Genomic DNA, 17,378 nt, shown 5'->3' with positions numbered 1-17,378 from the left:
TGTAAGTCATTTCTTTTGGTGGGATTTTGAACCAAAATCATGACAAACATTTATCTATTAGTATTTTAAAGAAAATACAAACTCCGAGCCTTTTCCTAATTCGGATTCAAAAGAAACAGTCCCTCCTAGCTCTTCGGCTATTCTTTTGACAATACTTAGACCAAGCCCAGAAGAGCTTTCATCAGAAGTAGGAGATGCGGAGGTTTGTCCATATTTAGTAAAAAGTTGACTTTGCTCAGTTATGGGAATACCTACGCCATAGTCTTTGATTTTAAAAAGAAGGTTCTCGTTTTTTTTGACTAAAAGTACTTCCACTTTAGATTTAGGATGAGAGAATTTTAAGGCGTTTGAAATAAGATTTTCCAGAGCTCTCCTAAGTAAAGATGCATCGGTAACTATTCTTTGGCTTTCATCTAATTCAGATTTAAAGTTAATTTTAATGCCTTTTCCAGATGCCGCAGGGGCAAAGTCATCTATCAGAGAAGTACTTAGCTCTATGGGGTCAATCTCCGATAAGTCAAGCTGATGCGTATTGATTTCTATTTTTTCTATGTCCAGAATATTATCAATCATCTGCTGCCCATAGCTTGCGGTTTTGCCTATCATCTCCGTAGCTTCGGCTACTTTTAAAGGCGAGCCTTCTAAATTCTCTTTTAATATATTATTCCAAAGGGCAATACTGTTAAATGGGCTTCTCAAATCATGCGAAACTATACTGATAAGTGAATTTTTCTCTTCGTTTAGCTCTGTAAGCTTGTCTTTTTGTTGATTTATTAAGTTGTTTTGAAGAGCTAGTTGGCGATTCTTAATTCTGTTTTTTCGCAGCGAAAAAGCAATAAGTCCTGAGAAAAGGGCTGCTAGTAATAGTCCTAGTAGGAGGAGATTTTGTTGGGTTTGCTTAGCAGAGAGCTCTAGGTTAAGAAGCTTGTTTTCTCGCTCCTTTTCTTCCGAGTTATACGTTTCGCGTAGCTCGCTAATCTTGTCATTGGTTTCTTGATTTAAGATTTTCTCAGAAACCTCTTTTGTTGCCTGTTCCATGGCAAGGGCCTTTTTAAATTGTCCTTGCTGTTCGTAATTAACGGCCAAGGCCTGGAAACTCTCTTTTCTAAAAGGGTCATTGTCTAATTCTTCGGCTATTGCTTTGGCGTTTAACAAATGCTGCTCGGCCTCTTTAAATCTTTTTTGCTTGTTTCTGAGTGAACCAAAGTTAATGTAATTGTGCCAGAGGTCTCCTTTTTTGTCAATCAGTTTACAAAAAGCAATGTTCTCTAAAATGAGTTTCTCGGCGTCTTTTAATTGGTTTTCTTGAATTAAAAACGAGGATAGGTTTGTCTTTAGGTTTAGCATTCCAAGGCTGTCGCCAGTTTCTTCTTTCAGTTGCAAAGATTTTTTATACATGACCAATGCACTGTCTTTTTTACCCAGTTGATTATAGGTACTCCCTAAATTGTTATAAAATGTAGAAAGTCGTCGCGGTTGTTTTTTACGAAAGTTTTCGTCTTGAATAGCCTTTAAGAATATACTTTTAGCCTCTTCATGCCTATCCATAAATGAATATAGACCTCCCAAATCGCCGTAAGCCATTATTATTTCATCTTCAAAACCTTCTTCTTGTGCCACCTTTAAAAACTTAAGCATAAAGGCAATTGCCTTATCGTAATCGCCCTTATAATCATAAGCCCAGCCTTTAAATCTATAGCCGTAAATGGCACCAAGTTTATAATCTATACCAAAACCTTTTTCTTCAATTTGGTCAGCCATCAAAATCAATGAATCAGCTTTTGACTCATCCATACCTAAATACTGCGTGAAGTAGATCAGACTATCTACATACGCAATGTCAATTTTTTGAGCGGAAGCCATCAAAGGACTAGTTAATGCAAATAGGAGTAGTAGTATTCTCATATCAATCCATTATTGACCGCAATTTTTATCAAACCTACAATATTGTCAACCCCAAGTTTCACCATGATATTCTTCCTGTGGCTGTCTATAGTACTTACAGAGACAAACAATCGCTGTGCGATTTCGGCACTAGAAAGCTCTTGTGTTACTAATTTTAAAACCTCTATTTCCCGGAGGCTTAGTAAGTTTAAGATTTGTGTTTCGGGAGTGGTGGCGGTATTTACCTTGTTTTTATTGCTGTATCTTTCTCCAAAATACTCTTCTCCTGCCGCTACTTTTTCAATGGCTTCATGAAGAATTTCTATTGGGCTATCTTTTAGTATATATCCCTGAAAACCAATTTTGCTAAGTTTATTAAAATATCGATTTCCTCTAATTAAGGTTAAATATAAAATTTTTAGGTCTGGCTGTTTAGCTCTTATTTTTTTGAGCAAAAGCTCCGACTCTATATCGGGTAGTTGTAGGTCTAATAGAAGTACGTCGGTATCTTGAAGAGGAAGTTTTTCTAAGAGGGCATTTCCAGAATTAAAAGTATCCCGAATAAGAATATTGGCCTTACTTGCGAGTAGGCTTTTAAGACCCTTAAGAAAGATTTCATGGTCATCTACGAGGCTGAGTCGGAGCATTATTAACGCTTAATTAAACAATGTAATTAATAATTAAACTTCAATATACTTAAACTTAGCCTTTTGTCAAGTTTTCAAAACTTCCATGAGTTCGGCTATCATTAGAGCGGTGGCTCCCCAAATCCATTGTCCTTGAATTTCAAAGCCAGAAGTCACCATGGTAGTTCCTCTTACTTGAATGGTTCTTTTCTGAAACCTTTCAGGAATAGAAAACTCAGACCAAGGTATTTGATGAATAGCAGCTACCTCTCTTTTGTCTGGGAAAAAACTTGGTTTATAATCTAATGTACCTATTATAGGTTTTACCCAATAATTGGACGGGGCAATGTAAACCTCTGTTAATGTGCCAATAATGTTAACATCAAGGGCTTTAAGTCCAATTTCTTCTTCGGCTTCTCTAAGAGCAGTTCGCTCGTAAGACTCGTCAAAATCTTCCATTCTTCCGCCAGGAAAAGCCATTTGACCGCCATGCGTTCCGTCATAAGGAGGTCTCAAAATCAAAGGAAGATAAATATCTTCTTTGTGAGGGTAAAAGGCTATTAGTACAGCACTTTTTTTAATTCTATTAAAATCAGGTTGAGCTCTTTTATTAAGGTCATATCCATTCTTTTTCATGAACTCCGCATGGCCAGGTAGGGGCTTTTGAAGCTTTGTTTCTAAGGAAGATACAAAAGAATGATATTTCAAATTTTTCTGTTTGAAACAAATTTCGTGAATATTAAGGCTCTGCGAAAGTGTACTTACTTATAAATTTTCACAAGTGCCTCAGCACAACGCTCTCCATCCATAGCTGCACTTATAATTCCACCTGCGTAACCAGCACCTTCACCACAAGGGAACAGTCTTTTGGTACTTAAATGTTCTAAGGTTTCTCTGTCTCTCGGAATCCTAACAGGGGAAGATGTTCTACTTTCAATACCAATTAATTGACCCTGATTGCTATTATAGCCTCTCATTTTTTTGCCAAAAGCAATAATTCCTTCCTTCAAAGGCTCTGCAATGTTTGGTGGCAATACTTTATTCATATCAACAGATACAAGTCCGGGTTGATAAGAAGATTCATTCAGTTTTTTAGAAACCCTTCCGTTTAAGAAATCTGGTATTAATTGAGCGGGAGCTAATTGACAGTCTTTTTCGTGCGTATCGCTATTGGCCACAGCTACTTCCCATGCTTTCTTTTCTACACTTTTTTGAAACTCCAAAGCAGCCAAAGGCCCGTGTTGTTCAAAAGCTTTCCAGTCAGGCTCATTAATGGTTACCACCACACCTGAGTTGGCAAAAAAGGAATCTCTTCGCGATGGGGACATACCGTTTACTACCAACTCTCCGGGAGCAGTACTGGCAGGAACTATAAAACCTCCTGGGCACATACAAAAACTAAAAACACCCCTTTTTATGCCTTTATAATGCGTTTGTGAAACTAAAGAGTATGATGCCGCAGGCAAAATGCCTCTTTCTTCTTTATGATATTGGCAGCTATCTACAAAACCCTGCGGGTGCTCTATTCTGACACCCATAGCAAATGATTTATTCTCAATCAGTATACCCTTTTTATGCAGCAGCTCATAAATATCTCTTGCGGAGTGACCTGTAGCCAGAATAACGCCAACACCTTGGTATGTGTCATCATTTTCTGTAAGTACTCCTGTAAGTTCTTTATTTGTTAGAAGAAAGTCGGTAACCTTTGTGTCAAAATGAATTTCGCCTCCAGCACCTAAAATACTTTCTCTCAATTCTGAAACTACTTTTGGGAGTTTGTTGGTACCAATGTGTGGATGTGCATCTACCAAAATTTGTTCGGTAGCACCATGTGCCACTAAAATTTCTAAGGTTCTTTTTATATCGCCTCGTTTTTTCGAACGCGTATAAAGTTTCCCATCAGAATAGGTTCCCGCACCACCTTCACCAAAACAATAGTTGGAGTCAGGGTTAACGATATGGTCCTTATTGATGGCAGCTAAATCTCGTCTTCTGGCTTGAACGTCTTTTCCTCTTTCCAGTACTATAGGTTTAATACCGAGCTCTATTAGCCTTAAAGCGGCAAATAAACCTGCAGGGCCAGCACCAATAACTATGGCTTGTTTGGCTTGACTAACGTTTTGATATTTTTTTTCAAAATCGATGTTAAGAGGAAGGGGAGAGGAAGAAACTTCTACTTGTAGATTTATTTTGACTTGTTTTTTTCTAGCATCTACAGACTGTCTTCTTACTCTGTGGAAGAATTCGGTTTCTGCAAGGTTTAGCTTTTTTCCAAGAAAGCTTTTTAGGTTTTCTTCATCCAGAGCTACTTCGGGGTCTAAAACTAAGGTCAATTCTTTATACATACTGAAAGGTGTTTATCCTCTAAATTTTCACAAAGGTAAGGTCTTTATACGGGCAGTTTTCGAATTATTTAATGAGATTTTAAGTTTTTATCCGTCATAAGGGGCTTTCTAGTTTAGATTTAAAAGAACTTAGTCTATCAATTTAGTAGATTAATGAAATTTAAATTATCTTTGTCCTATCTTTGTGATATGTCCTATTTCGGAAACATCAAGAAAGGTTTGAAGACTACTGCCAAGGGCATGAGTCTTACACTAAAACATTTGGCTGACGCACGTTTTTCACGAGCTGAAAAGCAGATATCAGATCCAGACTTTTTTGAATTAGATAAAGGTCATGTCACAATTCAATATCCTCATCAAACAATAGATATTCCAGATCATGGTAGGAATCAGTTGGATTGTGAAATCGATGATTGCATCGTTTGCGACAAATGTGCGAAAATTTGTCCGGTAGACTGTATTGACATAGAGGCTATAAAGTCTCCAGAACTCATCAGAAATACCTCTGATGGCTCCCCTGTACGTCTTCATGCTGCCAAATTTGACATAGATATGGCTAAATGCTGTTTCTGTGGCTTGTGTACTACCGTATGTCCTACGGAGTGTTTAACTATGAATAGCGAGTACGACTATTCTGTGGTAGATGTAACCGACCTTAATTTTGCTTTTGCTAATCTTTCAGAGGAAGAAGCTCAAGAGAAGAGAGAGCTTTATGAGCAATTTGTGGCAGAGAAAGAAGCTTTAAAAGCTGAAAAACAAAAGATAGCTGCCAAAACTGAAACATCAACTAAGCCAGCTGGAAGGCCAGTGTTTAGTCCTACACAAAAAGCAAAGCCATCAGGAAGTCCTGTATTTAAGCCAAGTGCAAAACCTTCTGGTGACGTTGAACCTAAAAAAACAGTTTTCAAACCCTCAGCAGGAAAATCTGCATTTAAACCAGGCATGAAGCCTGCATCCGAAGGAAACGAGAAGCCAAGGCCAGTATTTAAACCGACCAGTAAGCCGGAAGCTAAAGCTGCACCAAAGTTTACTCCGAGTGCTAAACCAGCTTTTAAACCAAGTCAGAAGCCAAAAACGGAGGAGGGAGAAAGTAAAGCAGAAGTAAAAGCTACGCCAAAGTTTATTCCGAGTGCGAAGCCCGCTTTCAAACCAAGTCAGAAGCCGAAAACGGAGGAGGGAGAAAGTAAAGCAGAAGTAAAAGCTACGCCAAAGTTTACTCCGAGTGCTAAGCCTGCTTTTAAACCAAGTCAGAAGCCAAAAACGGAGGTAGGAGAAAGTAAAGCAGAAGTAAAAGCTACGCCAAAGTTTACTCCGAGTGCTAAACCGGCTTTTAAACCGACCCAGAAACCGAAGAACGAAGAGTCTTCTGAAAAGAAACCTGCGGCTAAAATGCCATTTAAGCCTAGCATGAAACCTAAAAAAGATTAAATGGAGCTATTTCAGGAAATATTAGAGGCCGATTTACTAGCTCAGATAGTTTTTGGCATTTTTGCTTTGATAGCCATTGGCGGAGCAGCCTACTTATTTTTCACTAAGAATATCCTTTATGGAGCCTATGGCTTATTAACTTCACTTCTAGGTGTGGCAGGGTTGTTTTTATTGGCAAATGCCGAATTTATAGCTGTTTCACAGATAATGATTTATGTGGGTGGTGTTTTGATACTTATTCTTTTTGGGATAATGCTTTCTGCCAACGGAAAAAATAAAGGAGATGCCCTTGAGGTAATAAATGTCAATAATCTTTTATCCTTACTAATTGCTTTGGTGATTTCTGGTGGATTGGGTTTGATGGTTTTTAATCTGAAAATTACTAATGCTGTAGAAAGCTATGGAGCTGTTAATCATATAAACGCCTTGGGAATGCACCTTATGACTAGTCATGTTGCTTTATTGGAGATGATTGGGGTATTATTATTGGTGGTTTTAATAGGAGCATCTTACATCGCTAAAAGAGAGAAGTCATGATTGCTAGTACCTATTTTTTATACGTTTCTGCCATATTGTTTGCTTTAGGCTTTGCGGTTTTAATAACCAAAAAGAACCTTATTGTGATGTTAATGGGGGTAGAGCTTATGCTAAACGCTGTCAATGTTAATTTTGTAGCCTTAGCTAGAAATGCTTCAGACCCTTTTGAAGGGCAGTTGTTTAGCTTGTTTATCATGATAGTGGCTGCTGCTGAGGTAGCTGTGGCACTCGCGATTATCTTAAAATTAAGGCAGTATTATAAAACAATTAACCCTGACCTTTTAGATGAGCTAAAAAATTGAGAAAGTATTTGCGTTAAAATAGAAATACTCTTACTTTTGCAGTCCGAAATAAAGGAAATGATTTCTTTTTATTTGTGGAATGGCTTCGTAGCTCAACTGAATAGAGTACTTGATTACGGCTCAAGAGGTTCCAGGTTTGAATCCTGGCGAGGTCACAAAGCTCACCGAAAGGTGGGCTTTTATTATTTTATAGTATTTGACTTGGCCAAGAGCCCGTTAGTCCTTTAAGAGCTATGTCCGCAGAATTTTTGATGAGCTTATCTTTAAAATGCCTCTATTGGTTCTAATATTTTTTTAGCCAAAGGCATAAAGCCAAATTATTCTTGAGAATCGATAATTGAAAAAGCTTAGTAGTAGTAAAACTACTGTTATGATTCCAAGTATTCTTAAATCAAGTGACTCTTCAAAGAAAAAACTGGAAATGAAGTATGTGATGAATATTTCAGCAATGATAAGCCCGTAACTCGCATACATGGCTCCAATGAAGAAGCCGGGCTCTTTCTCAAATTTAGAATTACAGGTTTCACATTTGGTTTTCATGTCTGAAAAACCTAAGCTGAAGACTACACTGCGTACATTAAATATTTTTCCAAGACCACAATTAGGACAATTGTTATTAAGTGCAGAAATGATGCTTTTAAACATAGTTTGTTATATTTTTATACAAAATTAGGCATCTGTGTGGTGTTGTTAGCTATAATATTTCGCCACTTTTGACATAATTAGGACATTTATGAAAGGGTATCCAGTTTATGAAATCAGGAAGTTCGATAGGCTTAGGTATCAAAATGACTTATACGTTAACACTTTTAAAGAGCACCTCATAGCGAATAGTTTTATTGAGAAGTCGCACCGCCATGATTTCTATTTGATGGTTTTATTTACAGCTGGTAGCGGCACGCATAAAATTGACCTAGATACGTATGATATAGAACCTGGGAGCCTTTTTGTGATGAGACCTGGTCAAATTCATGGTTGGACGCTTTCTCCTGATATTGATGGCTATATTGTCTTTTATTCTCAAGACATTTATAAGCTCTACTTTGGGCATAAGAAAATTGAAGATTATGTTTTTTATAATTCTGCTACGCATATTTCTGAGATAAAACTGTCGCTCCAAGAAATGGAGAATTTAGAAGTTTATTTCAAGCTTTTAGTAAGGGAGAATCTTGGAGAGCAATCAATGAAACAGGATAAAATCATTAACCTTATAGATACAATTCATATTGAACTTTCTAGAATGCATATGTCGGAAATTAGGTCTTTGTATACATCCTCTGAAAAGCTTAATAGGTTTAACCTATTGCTAGAAGAAAACTTTAAAATTGAGAAATCACCTTCTTTTTATGCTTCTGAGATGAGTATGACACTGAAGCATCTTAATAGAATATGTAAAAGAGTTTTAAATAAGACTGTTACGCAGCTAATCTCAGAAAAGATAGTTTTAGAAAGTAAGAGACTGTTTACTTTTGGCGATAGCACCGTTGCTGAAGTGGCGGATGAAATGGGCTATATTAATCATTCTTACTTTTCTCGCGTTTTTAAGAAGCATGGTGGCATGAGTCCTTTTAAATTTAAAGCTAGCCTAAAAGAAATAGGCTAGCTTTAATATTTGTTTCTAAATGAGCTTTCTGTTTAGAAAGTACAAGAAGTTTCATCGTTCTTGATGTAGTAGTCTTTATAGTTTTTAGCCTTAGGGTTCATGCATCCTTTAAGGTTTAAAAGTTCTACTTTTCTAAATTCTATCGGATGGCTTTCGCTTTGCAAAGAGATAGACCCATGGCTTAGTGAGTGTCCGTCAGGCTTGTCTTCCGGGTTAAAACCACTTACTACGCCGCCGCCATAGGCAGGTTTTGCGTATTCCATAGCTATTTTACCATCTACCCAATGACGAATCAGAGAGTCTCCAAATACTTCAACTTCTGCTCTTACCCACTGGTTCAATGGAGCTGCTTGGATACTTGAACTTATGCAATGCCTCTCATCAAATTTACCTTCATACCAAACCGTAGTTCCTGGTGTGCATAAATTACAGTTGGTTCGTGGTTTGGCATCATCATAGCCACCTAATAGCTGTACTTCAATGGAAATTGGAAAGTCTTGGTTTAATCCCATGGTTTCTGCAGGCTGACCATGAATCATTATACCACTGTTTCGGAAAGCCCAGCCTTCACCTTTTGGAGCTTGTTCGCCAATAAATCTATATTCTGTGGCTATTTTATAGTAGCTAAAGTCGCCTTTGTAAAATAGGTGACCGTACTGCTTCTTGAAGTCGTCATAAGCATCATAGTTTACCACTATGTTACCGTTTTTGACCTGAAAGGTTTCGTTATAGTTATCGTTTAAAGGATGGTTACGAATTTTGATATCCCAGTTCGATAGGTCTTTTCCGTTAAAAAGTTGTTGCCATTCTTCCTTTTTGCCGTCTGATTGTGCGAAGCAACTACTTAGCGACAGACAAAAAATAATAGTGATAAGTTTTCTCATAGGTACACTCTGAATTTCATAGGTTATTTATGGATTCAATAAACTTCAAATTATTGGTTAAAACAAGATTTGATTTGGCATTTCTACAAAAGAAAAGAGGTTCTAATTTTTGATTAAAACCTCTTTGATTGCGTTTAAGCAAATGTATCTATGATTTTATTTACCATAGACCTCTCTCAAAAAGTTGGTTAATTTTTTTGGTTCTCTACCTAAGAGGTTTTCAAGGTCGTTTGATGTTGTTTCAAAGTCTTTATTTTTGATTCCAGCAGCAAATAAGGAAGACATTTGAACAATGTGTGCTGGTAAACCAAACCCTTTAAGTGTTTCACTGAATACAGATGGTTCGGGGCTAGTGAAAGCTACTTCCTTTTCCGAGAATTTTGAAAGCTCTTTAGCTATTTCTGCATAGGAATATGCTTGGCTTCCGGTCAGGGCGATAATTTTATTGTCATACCCTTTGCCTGTTAAAATAATTGCTGTAGCTTCTGCCAAATCTGCTCTTGATACAAAGGCTACTTTCCCTTCACCGCTTGGGAAGAATATTCCAGTTTCAAGAACGTTTTCGCCTACAAACATTGGTACCACCTCCTGGTAAAGATTGTTTCTCAAAAAAGTATAAGTCAAACCACTTCCTTTAATGTAGTTTTCAGTTTCGAAATGGTCGCCTAAAAGTGGTTTGATAGGTGAGTTATCCATATCTTCAATGCTTACGCTGGTATAAAAAATATGCTTTACTTCAGCGTCTTTTGCCGCGTCAATTACGTTTTTATGCTGCCCGATTCTATCATTAAAGTCGCTAGAAGAAATTAGTAGTACTCTGTTAATTCCTTTCATGGCTGTAGCCAAAGCGTCTTTATCTTGGTAAGAACCTACTCTTATGTTTACACCTTTTTCTTTTAGGTTTGCAGCTTTTGATTCATCTCTTACTAAGGCTGCTATTTTATTGGCTGGCGTGGTTTTTAAAAGGTTTTCAATAACTCCATTTCCTAATACACCGGTTGCTCCCGTTACTAATATCATAATTATTGTTGTTTTATTTGTTTGATAATTCAAAAGTAGTCTACCTTTGCTATATAAAATATAGTGATATACTTTAGTATATCGGTATACAAAAGTATAGTTATTTGAATATGAGTAATTTAAGAAGTGTGGAAGATTTTGAAAATGTAAAGAAATGTCCGGTTTCCTATGTTTTAGCTGTGAGAGATACACTGAATGTTTTCCAAGGGAAATGGAAAATGCCGATTATTGGGACGCTTCTTTTCGGTAAAAAGCGGTTTAAGGAGATAGAAAGGGAGTTGGAAAAGATAAGCCCTAGAATGCTTTCGCAAGAGTTGAAAGATTTAGAGGCTAATGGGGTGATAAGTAGAAGCGTTTATAATACCACCCCTGTAACGGTAGAGTATGCTTTAACAGATTCAGGTAGGGAGTTAAGTACCGTTTTAGAAGCCATGGTAACTTGGGGTTTGCAGCATAGAAAGACAAACATCATGGAAAACCTTCCTGTGTTTAGTATGATGCAGAAGGCTAGTTGATATTTAGGGCTCAAAAGCAAAAGCCATCCCAGTAAAACTGAAATGGCTTATTATTATGTAAACATATACGACAACAGAATATGTTTACTGCATTTGCATTCCTTCCATTGATGATGCGTTTCCTTTTTTCTTAAACATATTAGCATCCATTTGACCAAATCTAAAAGAGAAATTCAATTTGATTTGCTGTGGATTATTCAGTCTGTAATACGTTTGTGAGAAATCTTCTCCATTAGATACTTGCGTATTTCCTCTGGTACGAAAAATGTCATTGGCAGATAGTGTCAAAGAAGCGACATCGTTTTTCATAAAGCTCTTTTTGATGGCAACATCTACACCGTAGAATGGCTCAATATACCCTTGAGAAGAACTTTGAGCAGTGCTAGGAGGACCAAAGCTTTGCCCTTGAGAAACTGGAAGATTGGTTTTTCCTTGATAGTCTCCGGAGAGCTGAATTACCCATTTGTTTTTCAAACTAAAGTTATTATTAATCTTTCCGAAAGTGGTCCATAAAGCATCTTGAGAAGAATTTGTTTCTACGTTCTCTGAGTTAATCCTGGAGTTGTAAAAGTTCATATTTGCCGTAAAATCCCACCATTTTTGAATCTTATTGGTATAAGTTATTTCTGCACCATAGTTTTCACTAGAGTTTGCGTTTACATAAGTATTAATCAAATCAAGATTGCCACTAATCGGGTTTATTTCTTGGCTTAAATATCTAGTAATTAAATTGTTGGTGTGCTTATAGTAAATAGAGGTAAGAAAAGTACCTGTTCCTTTTGATTTACTATATGAAAGCTCCGTAGAGGTGGTGAATTCAGGTACTAAGTCGGCGTTACCTTGTGTGATGTTTAGGCTATCGCTATAATCAATGAATGGAATTATCTGGAAGAAGTTTGGTCTGTTAACTCTTCTGGTTACACTAAACTGTAATTGGTCTGTTGGGCTTAGGTCTTTACTTAAAAACAGAGAAGGGAACAAGCTAACAGGATAATCATTGCTGAATTTTTCACCAGTATTTAATAAGTCTCCTTTATAGGAAGAGCTTTCTGCTCTTACGCCAGCTTTATAAGAAAACGCTGTTCCTACTTTTCCGCTCAACGAAAGATAGGCGGCATACACATTATTAGTGCTTTCATAATTTGTAGAAGCTGAGGCTATAGGTAAAAAGACATTAGAACCTACGGCTTTCAGCGTGTTATCATTAACATTTTCTAGTGTATTAATTTGTGCTCTAATACCTAGTTCAATGTTCCCGTCATTTTTTAATGGTCTAACATAATCTGTTTGAAAAGTCATGAAACTGTTAGTACCCGAGCCAATATTTTTCTGAATTTGCATGCTGTTTATTTCATTCGAGTTGCCCAAATATGTTGTACTATAAGTACCATCATTGGCATTTGAGCCACCGAAATAATTGAAATCCATTGTTAACTCTTCACCTGCTTTTGGGAAATCATGTCTGAAACCTAACTGCAAACCAGTTGGCTGAAATTCTCTTGTAGAAGTTGAGAGCCTATTGCTCATGCTAGTGTTATTTTCTACCGTGTTTGTGATTAATATGTTTTCCTCAGGGCTAAACTTTCCACCGCCTATCACACCACCAACAGATACCGAAGTCCTATTAGAAATATAGTAGTCTAAACCTATTCTTCCGAAACCTAACTGACCTTTAGTATTGCTTACAATGTCTTGGTAAGTTGAGGTAGATATGCCTCCTATATTACTATTTCGCAGGCTATAGCCATCCACGTTATTATTTAGTAGCATCCCCATTCCCATTACAGACAGATTCACTTTACCCTGTCGCACATTGAAATTACCCATTAGGTTGGCTCCACCGTAATTGTCTGCTCCAATGTTAAACATGCCGTTATAACCGCTTTTTTTGTTCTTTTTAAGCACAATGTTCAGAATACCGGCCATACTTCCAGATGCATCATATTTGGCAGAAGGATTAGTGATAACTTCCACTTTTTCAATAGCATCTGCCGGAATTTGATTTAACATTAAAGTGGTGGGCCTTCCGTCAATGAATAGGGTGGGCGAAGCATTTCTCAGTTTTACATTTCCGTCAATATCAACCTGTAAAGAGGGTACGTTTCTCATTACATCTACCGCAGTACCACCAGCAGTAACAATGTTCTTGTCAACATTGAAAATCTTTTTGTCAATGTCCATTTCCAGTAAAGCTTTCTGAGCTGTCACTGTTACGGCATCTAAAACTTGTGTATCATTTTCTAAAACCAAGTTTCCTAAATCTTTTTCAAAGGCAGCCATCATTTTTGCTATCATAGCAGGGTCTGGCTTCTGACTAGGTTTCATACCCGACATGTCCGGTTTGTCAAACCTAATAGGGAAATCAGTAGTAGCAAAACCTACAGAACTGACTTTAAGACTGATTTTTGAAAAAGTGGGTAATTCTGAGAAATCAAAGTCTCCATTCATTTCAGAAGTTTGAGCTTTCACCACTATTTCTTTAGGAGATTGTGTGGTGCTGTCTAGTACGCTTTTCATGATAATAACGGTGGCAAATTCCACAGGTTTTCCTTCGTTATCAATAATTTTTCCGAAGACGTGCCCTTTGTTTGGGTCTTGTCTGTTTCCTCCAGGAAACTGAGCTAAGGCCGAGAAGCCTATGAGGGTAGTTAGAAATAATGTTAGTAAATTTTTCATTTGTATATGTTTTCTGTTGTCTTGGTTTGGCAAATTTCCTAGTGCTTCGCTAAATCCATGTGACAAAGGAATACCCTAAAGGAGGCTGTTTACAAATGAAAAAGTGGGAGTGTATACGGATACATTAAAAGTGTATACCGATGAAAATGTGTTTTGAGGATTTGGGAGAAGAAGTGTCTCTTTTTCTAAAAATTAATCTTCAATTTTCCACAAGTTTCCTCTCGTTTTTTAGACATGAACCAAATGAAAAGTTCAGAGGAAGTGAATGTGAATGGACTCGTATTCTCAATTATTCTTCAAATTAAAATGGATTTCGGACAGCTAAACCGCTTAAGAATAATCTAAGACTTTGTAAGTCTGGTCTACATTGGTTGTATATAGTTTCATAATTATCTATAACCAAGACGGTAGGAGAGCAGCCGTTCTTGATTTGATTAAATAAGAGGGGCAACTTTTCTGAGGAATATATATAGTTCTTGAAAAATAAATTTTTCCCTCGTAAGGCATTTTCTACATCATACACGGATTCATCAAAAAGATTGCCTCGCAGATCTATTCTCTTTTCCAAATCAAGAAGTATATCATTATAGTTATCTAAGGCTGCTAAGGATTCTTCAGACGATGTTTTCCAAATAATAAGGACACGTTTTTTGCTCGGCCAATATGTTTTTTCATCGAGGTGCCCAGTTTCTTTAAAGTTTTCAAAATTTAAAGTGACGTTTGACAAGTTGTCTTTTAAATTTAGCCTTTGGGCAATAGTAATTTTAACAGAATCTCTGTTAGTGCTTACGTCAAATACTCTCACCATTTTATCTTCAATAATGAAGTCTTGATTTAGTTCAAGAATAGGAGCCATATGAAAATAGGTTTTATCTTTTAAACCAATCTGTATGCTTTTATTCCTGCCAAATTCATCCAAGAATCTATCTTCCTCCACATTCAGCCTAAGCATATATTCTTTACCATTTACTTCAAAGTAACCCACCAATTCATCGTATGGAATAAGATTAATTCTTAGACTATCGGAAATGTTCAGACTGTTCGATAATAAGGGGACTATTCTAATAGCTCGCTCTTCTTTTAAACCGTGGTTTATTCGGTATTCTAAAATTTGCGAATCAATATTATTTCTGAGGTCATCTCCATTGCTTAAATCAAAGTGTAATGTTTTGTCATCGTCAAAATTGAAATTATTATTCTTATCCAGAATGACAGTTTTTTTATCCCCTTTAATACCAACCAAAAAGTCTAAGTAAAGGTATCTTTTAAGATTCGGTTGAGCTGGCGGTTTTACTTCTTCGAAATTATAACCATTTTTCTTTAGAAAACTGGATGTGATGTTTAACCTACAAATGTTATATTCGGTAAAATCACTGGCGTCAAATTTGTATTTTTCTAGGCCCCATTCTAAAGGAGAACACGAGTGGATACTTTTGGGAGAGTTATTCTCGTTGGATATAATTCTTTGAAGATTTATTGAAAATATTGATTCCTGAGCATGCACGAATTGTATGCTTAGGAAATATAGAAGGAGAATAATGCTATTTTTCATGGTGCGAATTGTGATGAGATTTGACTTGCCTTTATGGCAAGGTCTGTTTAACCAATTTATGGATTAAAACTGTTTTTGCCAAACGATAAACAATTGATATTTGGTCGAAAGTGGAGTTTAGCTAAATAAACTACGAGCCTGCGGACTATCAATATATTTCTTTCCCACGGGAATTTCTATTTTACCCAAAGTGAGTTTTGAAAGATTAATGCCCGTGATTTTTGAGGAATTAACTATAAAGGAATTATGAATTCGGATGAAATTACTTTCCGGTAATTTAGTCTCCATGCCTTTCAAATTACTACGTGTGAGTAGGGGATAGACCCTACTTTCCAAGTATATTTTGACATAGTCTTTCAAGCCTTCAATGTAGATAATTTCATTGAAAAGAAGCTTAACCTTTTTATATTCAGAAGTAATTACGATGTGGTTTTCTTCCTCTTCAGGAGCTGGCTCCGCTGTTTTGAGCTTTATGAGATTAACAACTTTTTCAATAGCCGCACCGAGCCGTTCTTTTCTAATGGGTTTGAGAAGATAATCTACCGCGTTTAGCTCAAAGCCTTCTACCGCGTATTGATGATAGGCTGTGGTGAAAATGACTAATGGTGGATTTTCTAAGTCTCTTATAAAATTAGTGCCGAGCATTTCAGGCATCTGAATATCTGAGAAAATTAAATCTATATTTTCGTTTTTTAAATAGTCAGCCACGCCAACAGGGCTTGAGAATTTCTCACAAACCTCTATGTTTTCGAAGCCAAGAAGGTCGTCTTCCAGAATGTCTAGAGCAAATGGCTCGTCGTCAATAAGGATGCATTTAATCTTCATGGAGCTGAAGTTTCATGATGACTTCAAAATAGTTGTAGTCATTATTTATTGCTAGTTCATACTTATTTGGATACAAAAGCTCCAAACGCCTTTTGATGTTGACCAATCCGATGCCTTCATTTGACAAATTGCTGGATGTGACTAATATTTTGTTTCTAGAAGAAAAAGTAAGCGTGTTATCTGCTGTCGAAATTTCAAATTGAATATCAGGTTCGTTTTTACTATCTACTCCATATTTAAAGGCATTTTCCACAAAATGTATAAAAAGTAAAGGCTGTATAGCTACCGAGTCCATATTTTCTTGCACCGTAAAGGCTACGTTACCTTTCTTTGGTAAGCGTAGTTTTTGAAGTTCAATGTAGTTTTTGAGGTGTTCTATTTCACGAGAAATGTCTACCTTTTTATCGCTTACTTCATAAATGATATAACGAAGTATTTCTGATAATTTAAGAATGGCCTCTTCGGACAAATCAGACTTTTTACGCACTAGCCAGCGAATATTATTCAAAGTGTTGAATAAGAAATGAGGGCTAATTTGTAGTTTTAACATGCTTAGTTCAGCAGCAGTTTTTTCTAGTTCTACCAGTTGGTTTAGCTCTTTTTGTCTTCTTCTTTCATTAAACAAATAAAGCATGGTGCTGGTCAATATATTGATGGAATAAAGTAAAGTGGGACCAAGCACTACGGGAATCCAAATCCAATTTTCACTTCTGTCTTCAGGACTTCTTTTACTTTGATTTTCAATAAACTCTGGACTAGTAAGTACAAAATGATTAAAAGAATAATAGTTAAGGGCAATGTATATTAGTAAACCTAAAAATATGATTGAAACGAAAAACCAATTTCGATTTTTAGAGAGGTATTTAGGTCCTAAAAAATATAAATTGAAATAGAAGAAAAGCATCAAAAACAGGGTAGAAATCCCCTGCATGACTAAAAGACCTTTATTAGCAGTAGCCCATTTTTCAGGCTCATAGAGAAAATTGATATAAGGCAAAAGTAACAAAACACCCCAAACGATACTATGTGTTATGATAGATCGTGTACTGCGTTTTTCTTGAAATCCTATTGTTTTTAACCCCATACTGCTTATTCTGATATGCCGAATTACGGTATTTATTAGCAATATAAACAGAATGCCCCCAAAGTTTAGTTTAGGGGCATTTGCTATTCTTTATGAA

General features: G+C 36.5%; 16 protein-coding genes and 1 tRNA gene. 6 read left to right on the top strand and 11 right to left on the bottom strand.

The genetic code is table 11. The features are described from left to right. Positions 1-57: 57 nt before the first annotated feature. From AADJ06_RS07710 to AADJ06_RS07695, 4 genes are all read right to left on the bottom strand, one after another. Complete coding sequence (locus AADJ06_RS07710; RefSeq protein ID WP_341225847.1) at positions 58-1,905, bottom strand: tetratricopeptide repeat-containing sensor histidine kinase; 1,848 nt, start codon at positions 1,903-1,905, stop codon at positions 58-60. Next, positions 1,902-2,531, bottom strand: a complete 630-nt coding sequence (locus AADJ06_RS07705; protein WP_341225846.1) for a response regulator transcription factor — start codon at positions 2,529-2,531, stop codon at positions 1,902-1,904. Before AADJ06_RS07705 ends, AADJ06_RS07710 begins: the two co-directional genes overlap by 4 nt. Positions 2,532-2,597: 66 nt before the next feature. Next, positions 2,598-3,218: a CoA pyrophosphatase gene (locus AADJ06_RS07700; RefSeq protein ID WP_341225845.1), complete on the bottom strand. Its 621-nt coding sequence runs from the start codon at positions 3,216-3,218 to the stop codon at positions 2,598-2,600. A gap of 53 nt (positions 3,219-3,271) precedes the next feature. Continuing rightward, positions 3,272-4,855: an FAD-dependent protein gene (locus AADJ06_RS07695; protein ID WP_341225844.1), complete on the bottom strand. Its 1,584-nt coding sequence runs from the start codon at positions 4,853-4,855 to the stop codon at positions 3,272-3,274. Between the two features lie 153 nt (positions 4,856-5,008). Between AADJ06_RS07695 and AADJ06_RS07690 the strand changes: the two genes are divergently transcribed. The 4 genes from AADJ06_RS07690 (at position 5,009) to AADJ06_RS07675 (ending at position 7,277) form a co-directional block, all read left to right on the top strand. After that, positions 5,009-6,283 (top strand): 4Fe-4S dicluster domain-containing protein, encoded by a 1,275-nt coding sequence (locus tag AADJ06_RS07690; protein WP_341225843.1) that lies wholly within the window; start codon positions 5,009-5,011, stop codon positions 6,281-6,283. After that, on the top strand, positions 6,284-6,820 hold the full coding sequence (locus tag AADJ06_RS07685; RefSeq protein WP_341225842.1) for an NADH-quinone oxidoreductase subunit J: 537 nt from the start codon (positions 6,284-6,286) through the stop codon (positions 6,818-6,820). Further along, positions 6,817-7,122, top strand: a complete 306-nt coding sequence (gene nuoK / locus AADJ06_RS07680; protein WP_341225841.1) for an NADH-quinone oxidoreductase subunit NuoK — start codon at positions 6,817-6,819, stop codon at positions 7,120-7,122. Before AADJ06_RS07685 ends, nuoK begins: the two co-directional genes overlap by 4 nt. 81 nt (positions 7,123-7,203) lie before the next feature. Beyond that, a tRNA-Arg gene (locus tag AADJ06_RS07675) sits at positions 7,204-7,277 on the top strand. Between the two features lie 139 nt (positions 7,278-7,416). On the opposite strand, the gene AADJ06_RS07670 is transcribed toward AADJ06_RS07675, so the two are convergent. After that, positions 7,417-7,767 (bottom strand): DUF983 domain-containing protein, encoded by a 351-nt coding sequence (locus AADJ06_RS07670; RefSeq protein ID WP_341225840.1) that lies wholly within the window; start codon positions 7,765-7,767, stop codon positions 7,417-7,419. Between the two features lie 88 nt (positions 7,768-7,855). On the opposite strand from AADJ06_RS07670, the gene AADJ06_RS07665 reads away from it, so the two are divergent. Next, positions 7,856-8,725 carry a helix-turn-helix transcriptional regulator gene (locus AADJ06_RS07665; protein ID WP_341225839.1) on the top strand — a complete coding sequence of 290 codons (870 nt, stop codon included), beginning with the start codon at positions 7,856-7,858 and terminating at the stop codon, positions 8,723-8,725. 32 nt (positions 8,726-8,757) lie between these two features. Here the strand turns inward: AADJ06_RS07665 and AADJ06_RS07660 are convergent, their stop codons facing one another. Together AADJ06_RS07660 and AADJ06_RS07655 are read right to left on the bottom strand one after the other, a co-directional pair. Then, on the bottom strand, positions 8,758-9,609 hold the full coding sequence (locus AADJ06_RS07660; RefSeq protein WP_341225838.1) for a DUF1080 domain-containing protein: 852 nt from the start codon (positions 9,607-9,609) through the stop codon (positions 8,758-8,760). A 156-nt stretch (positions 9,610-9,765) separates the two neighbouring features. After that, the gene (locus AADJ06_RS07655) at positions 9,766-10,629 is read right to left on the bottom strand and encodes an SDR family oxidoreductase (protein WP_341225837.1); all 864 of its coding nucleotides are present in this window, start codon (positions 10,627-10,629) and stop codon (positions 9,766-9,768) included. A gap of 110 nt (positions 10,630-10,739) precedes the next feature. Between AADJ06_RS07655 and AADJ06_RS07650 the strand changes: the two genes are divergently transcribed. Next, positions 10,740-11,144 carry a helix-turn-helix domain-containing protein gene (locus AADJ06_RS07650; RefSeq protein WP_341225836.1) on the top strand — a complete coding sequence of 135 codons (405 nt, stop codon included), beginning with the start codon at positions 10,740-10,742 and terminating at the stop codon, positions 11,142-11,144. An 84-nt stretch (positions 11,145-11,228) separates the two neighbouring features. Here the strand turns inward: AADJ06_RS07650 and AADJ06_RS07645 are convergent, their stop codons facing one another. From AADJ06_RS07645 to AADJ06_RS07630, 4 genes are all read right to left on the bottom strand, one after another. After that, on the bottom strand, positions 11,229-13,820 hold the full coding sequence (locus tag AADJ06_RS07645; protein ID WP_341225835.1) for a TonB-dependent receptor: 2,592 nt from the start codon (positions 13,818-13,820) through the stop codon (positions 11,229-11,231). A gap of 301 nt (positions 13,821-14,121) precedes the next feature. Beyond that, positions 14,122-15,372: a hypothetical protein gene (locus tag AADJ06_RS07640; protein ID WP_341225834.1), complete on the bottom strand. Its 1,251-nt coding sequence runs from the start codon at positions 15,370-15,372 to the stop codon at positions 14,122-14,124. Between the two features lie 117 nt (positions 15,373-15,489). Continuing rightward, positions 15,490-16,197, bottom strand: a complete 708-nt coding sequence (locus AADJ06_RS07635) for a LytTR family DNA-binding domain-containing protein (RefSeq protein WP_341225833.1) — start codon at positions 16,195-16,197, stop codon at positions 15,490-15,492. After that, positions 16,187-17,281, bottom strand: coding sequence for a histidine kinase (locus AADJ06_RS07630; RefSeq protein ID WP_341225832.1), 1,095 nt, complete (start codon positions 17,279-17,281; stop codon positions 16,187-16,189). Before AADJ06_RS07630 ends, AADJ06_RS07635 begins: the two co-directional genes overlap by 11 nt. Positions 17,282-17,378: the final 97 nt, after the last annotated feature.

This window comes from uncultured Arcticibacterium sp., assembly GCF_964021845.1.
In the GTDB taxonomy this organism is placed as follows: domain Bacteria; phylum Bacteroidota; class Bacteroidia; order Cytophagales; family Spirosomataceae; genus Arcticibacterium.
Note: the sequence above shows the minus strand (reverse complement) of the source record. Positions and strands in the feature narration are given on the sequence as shown.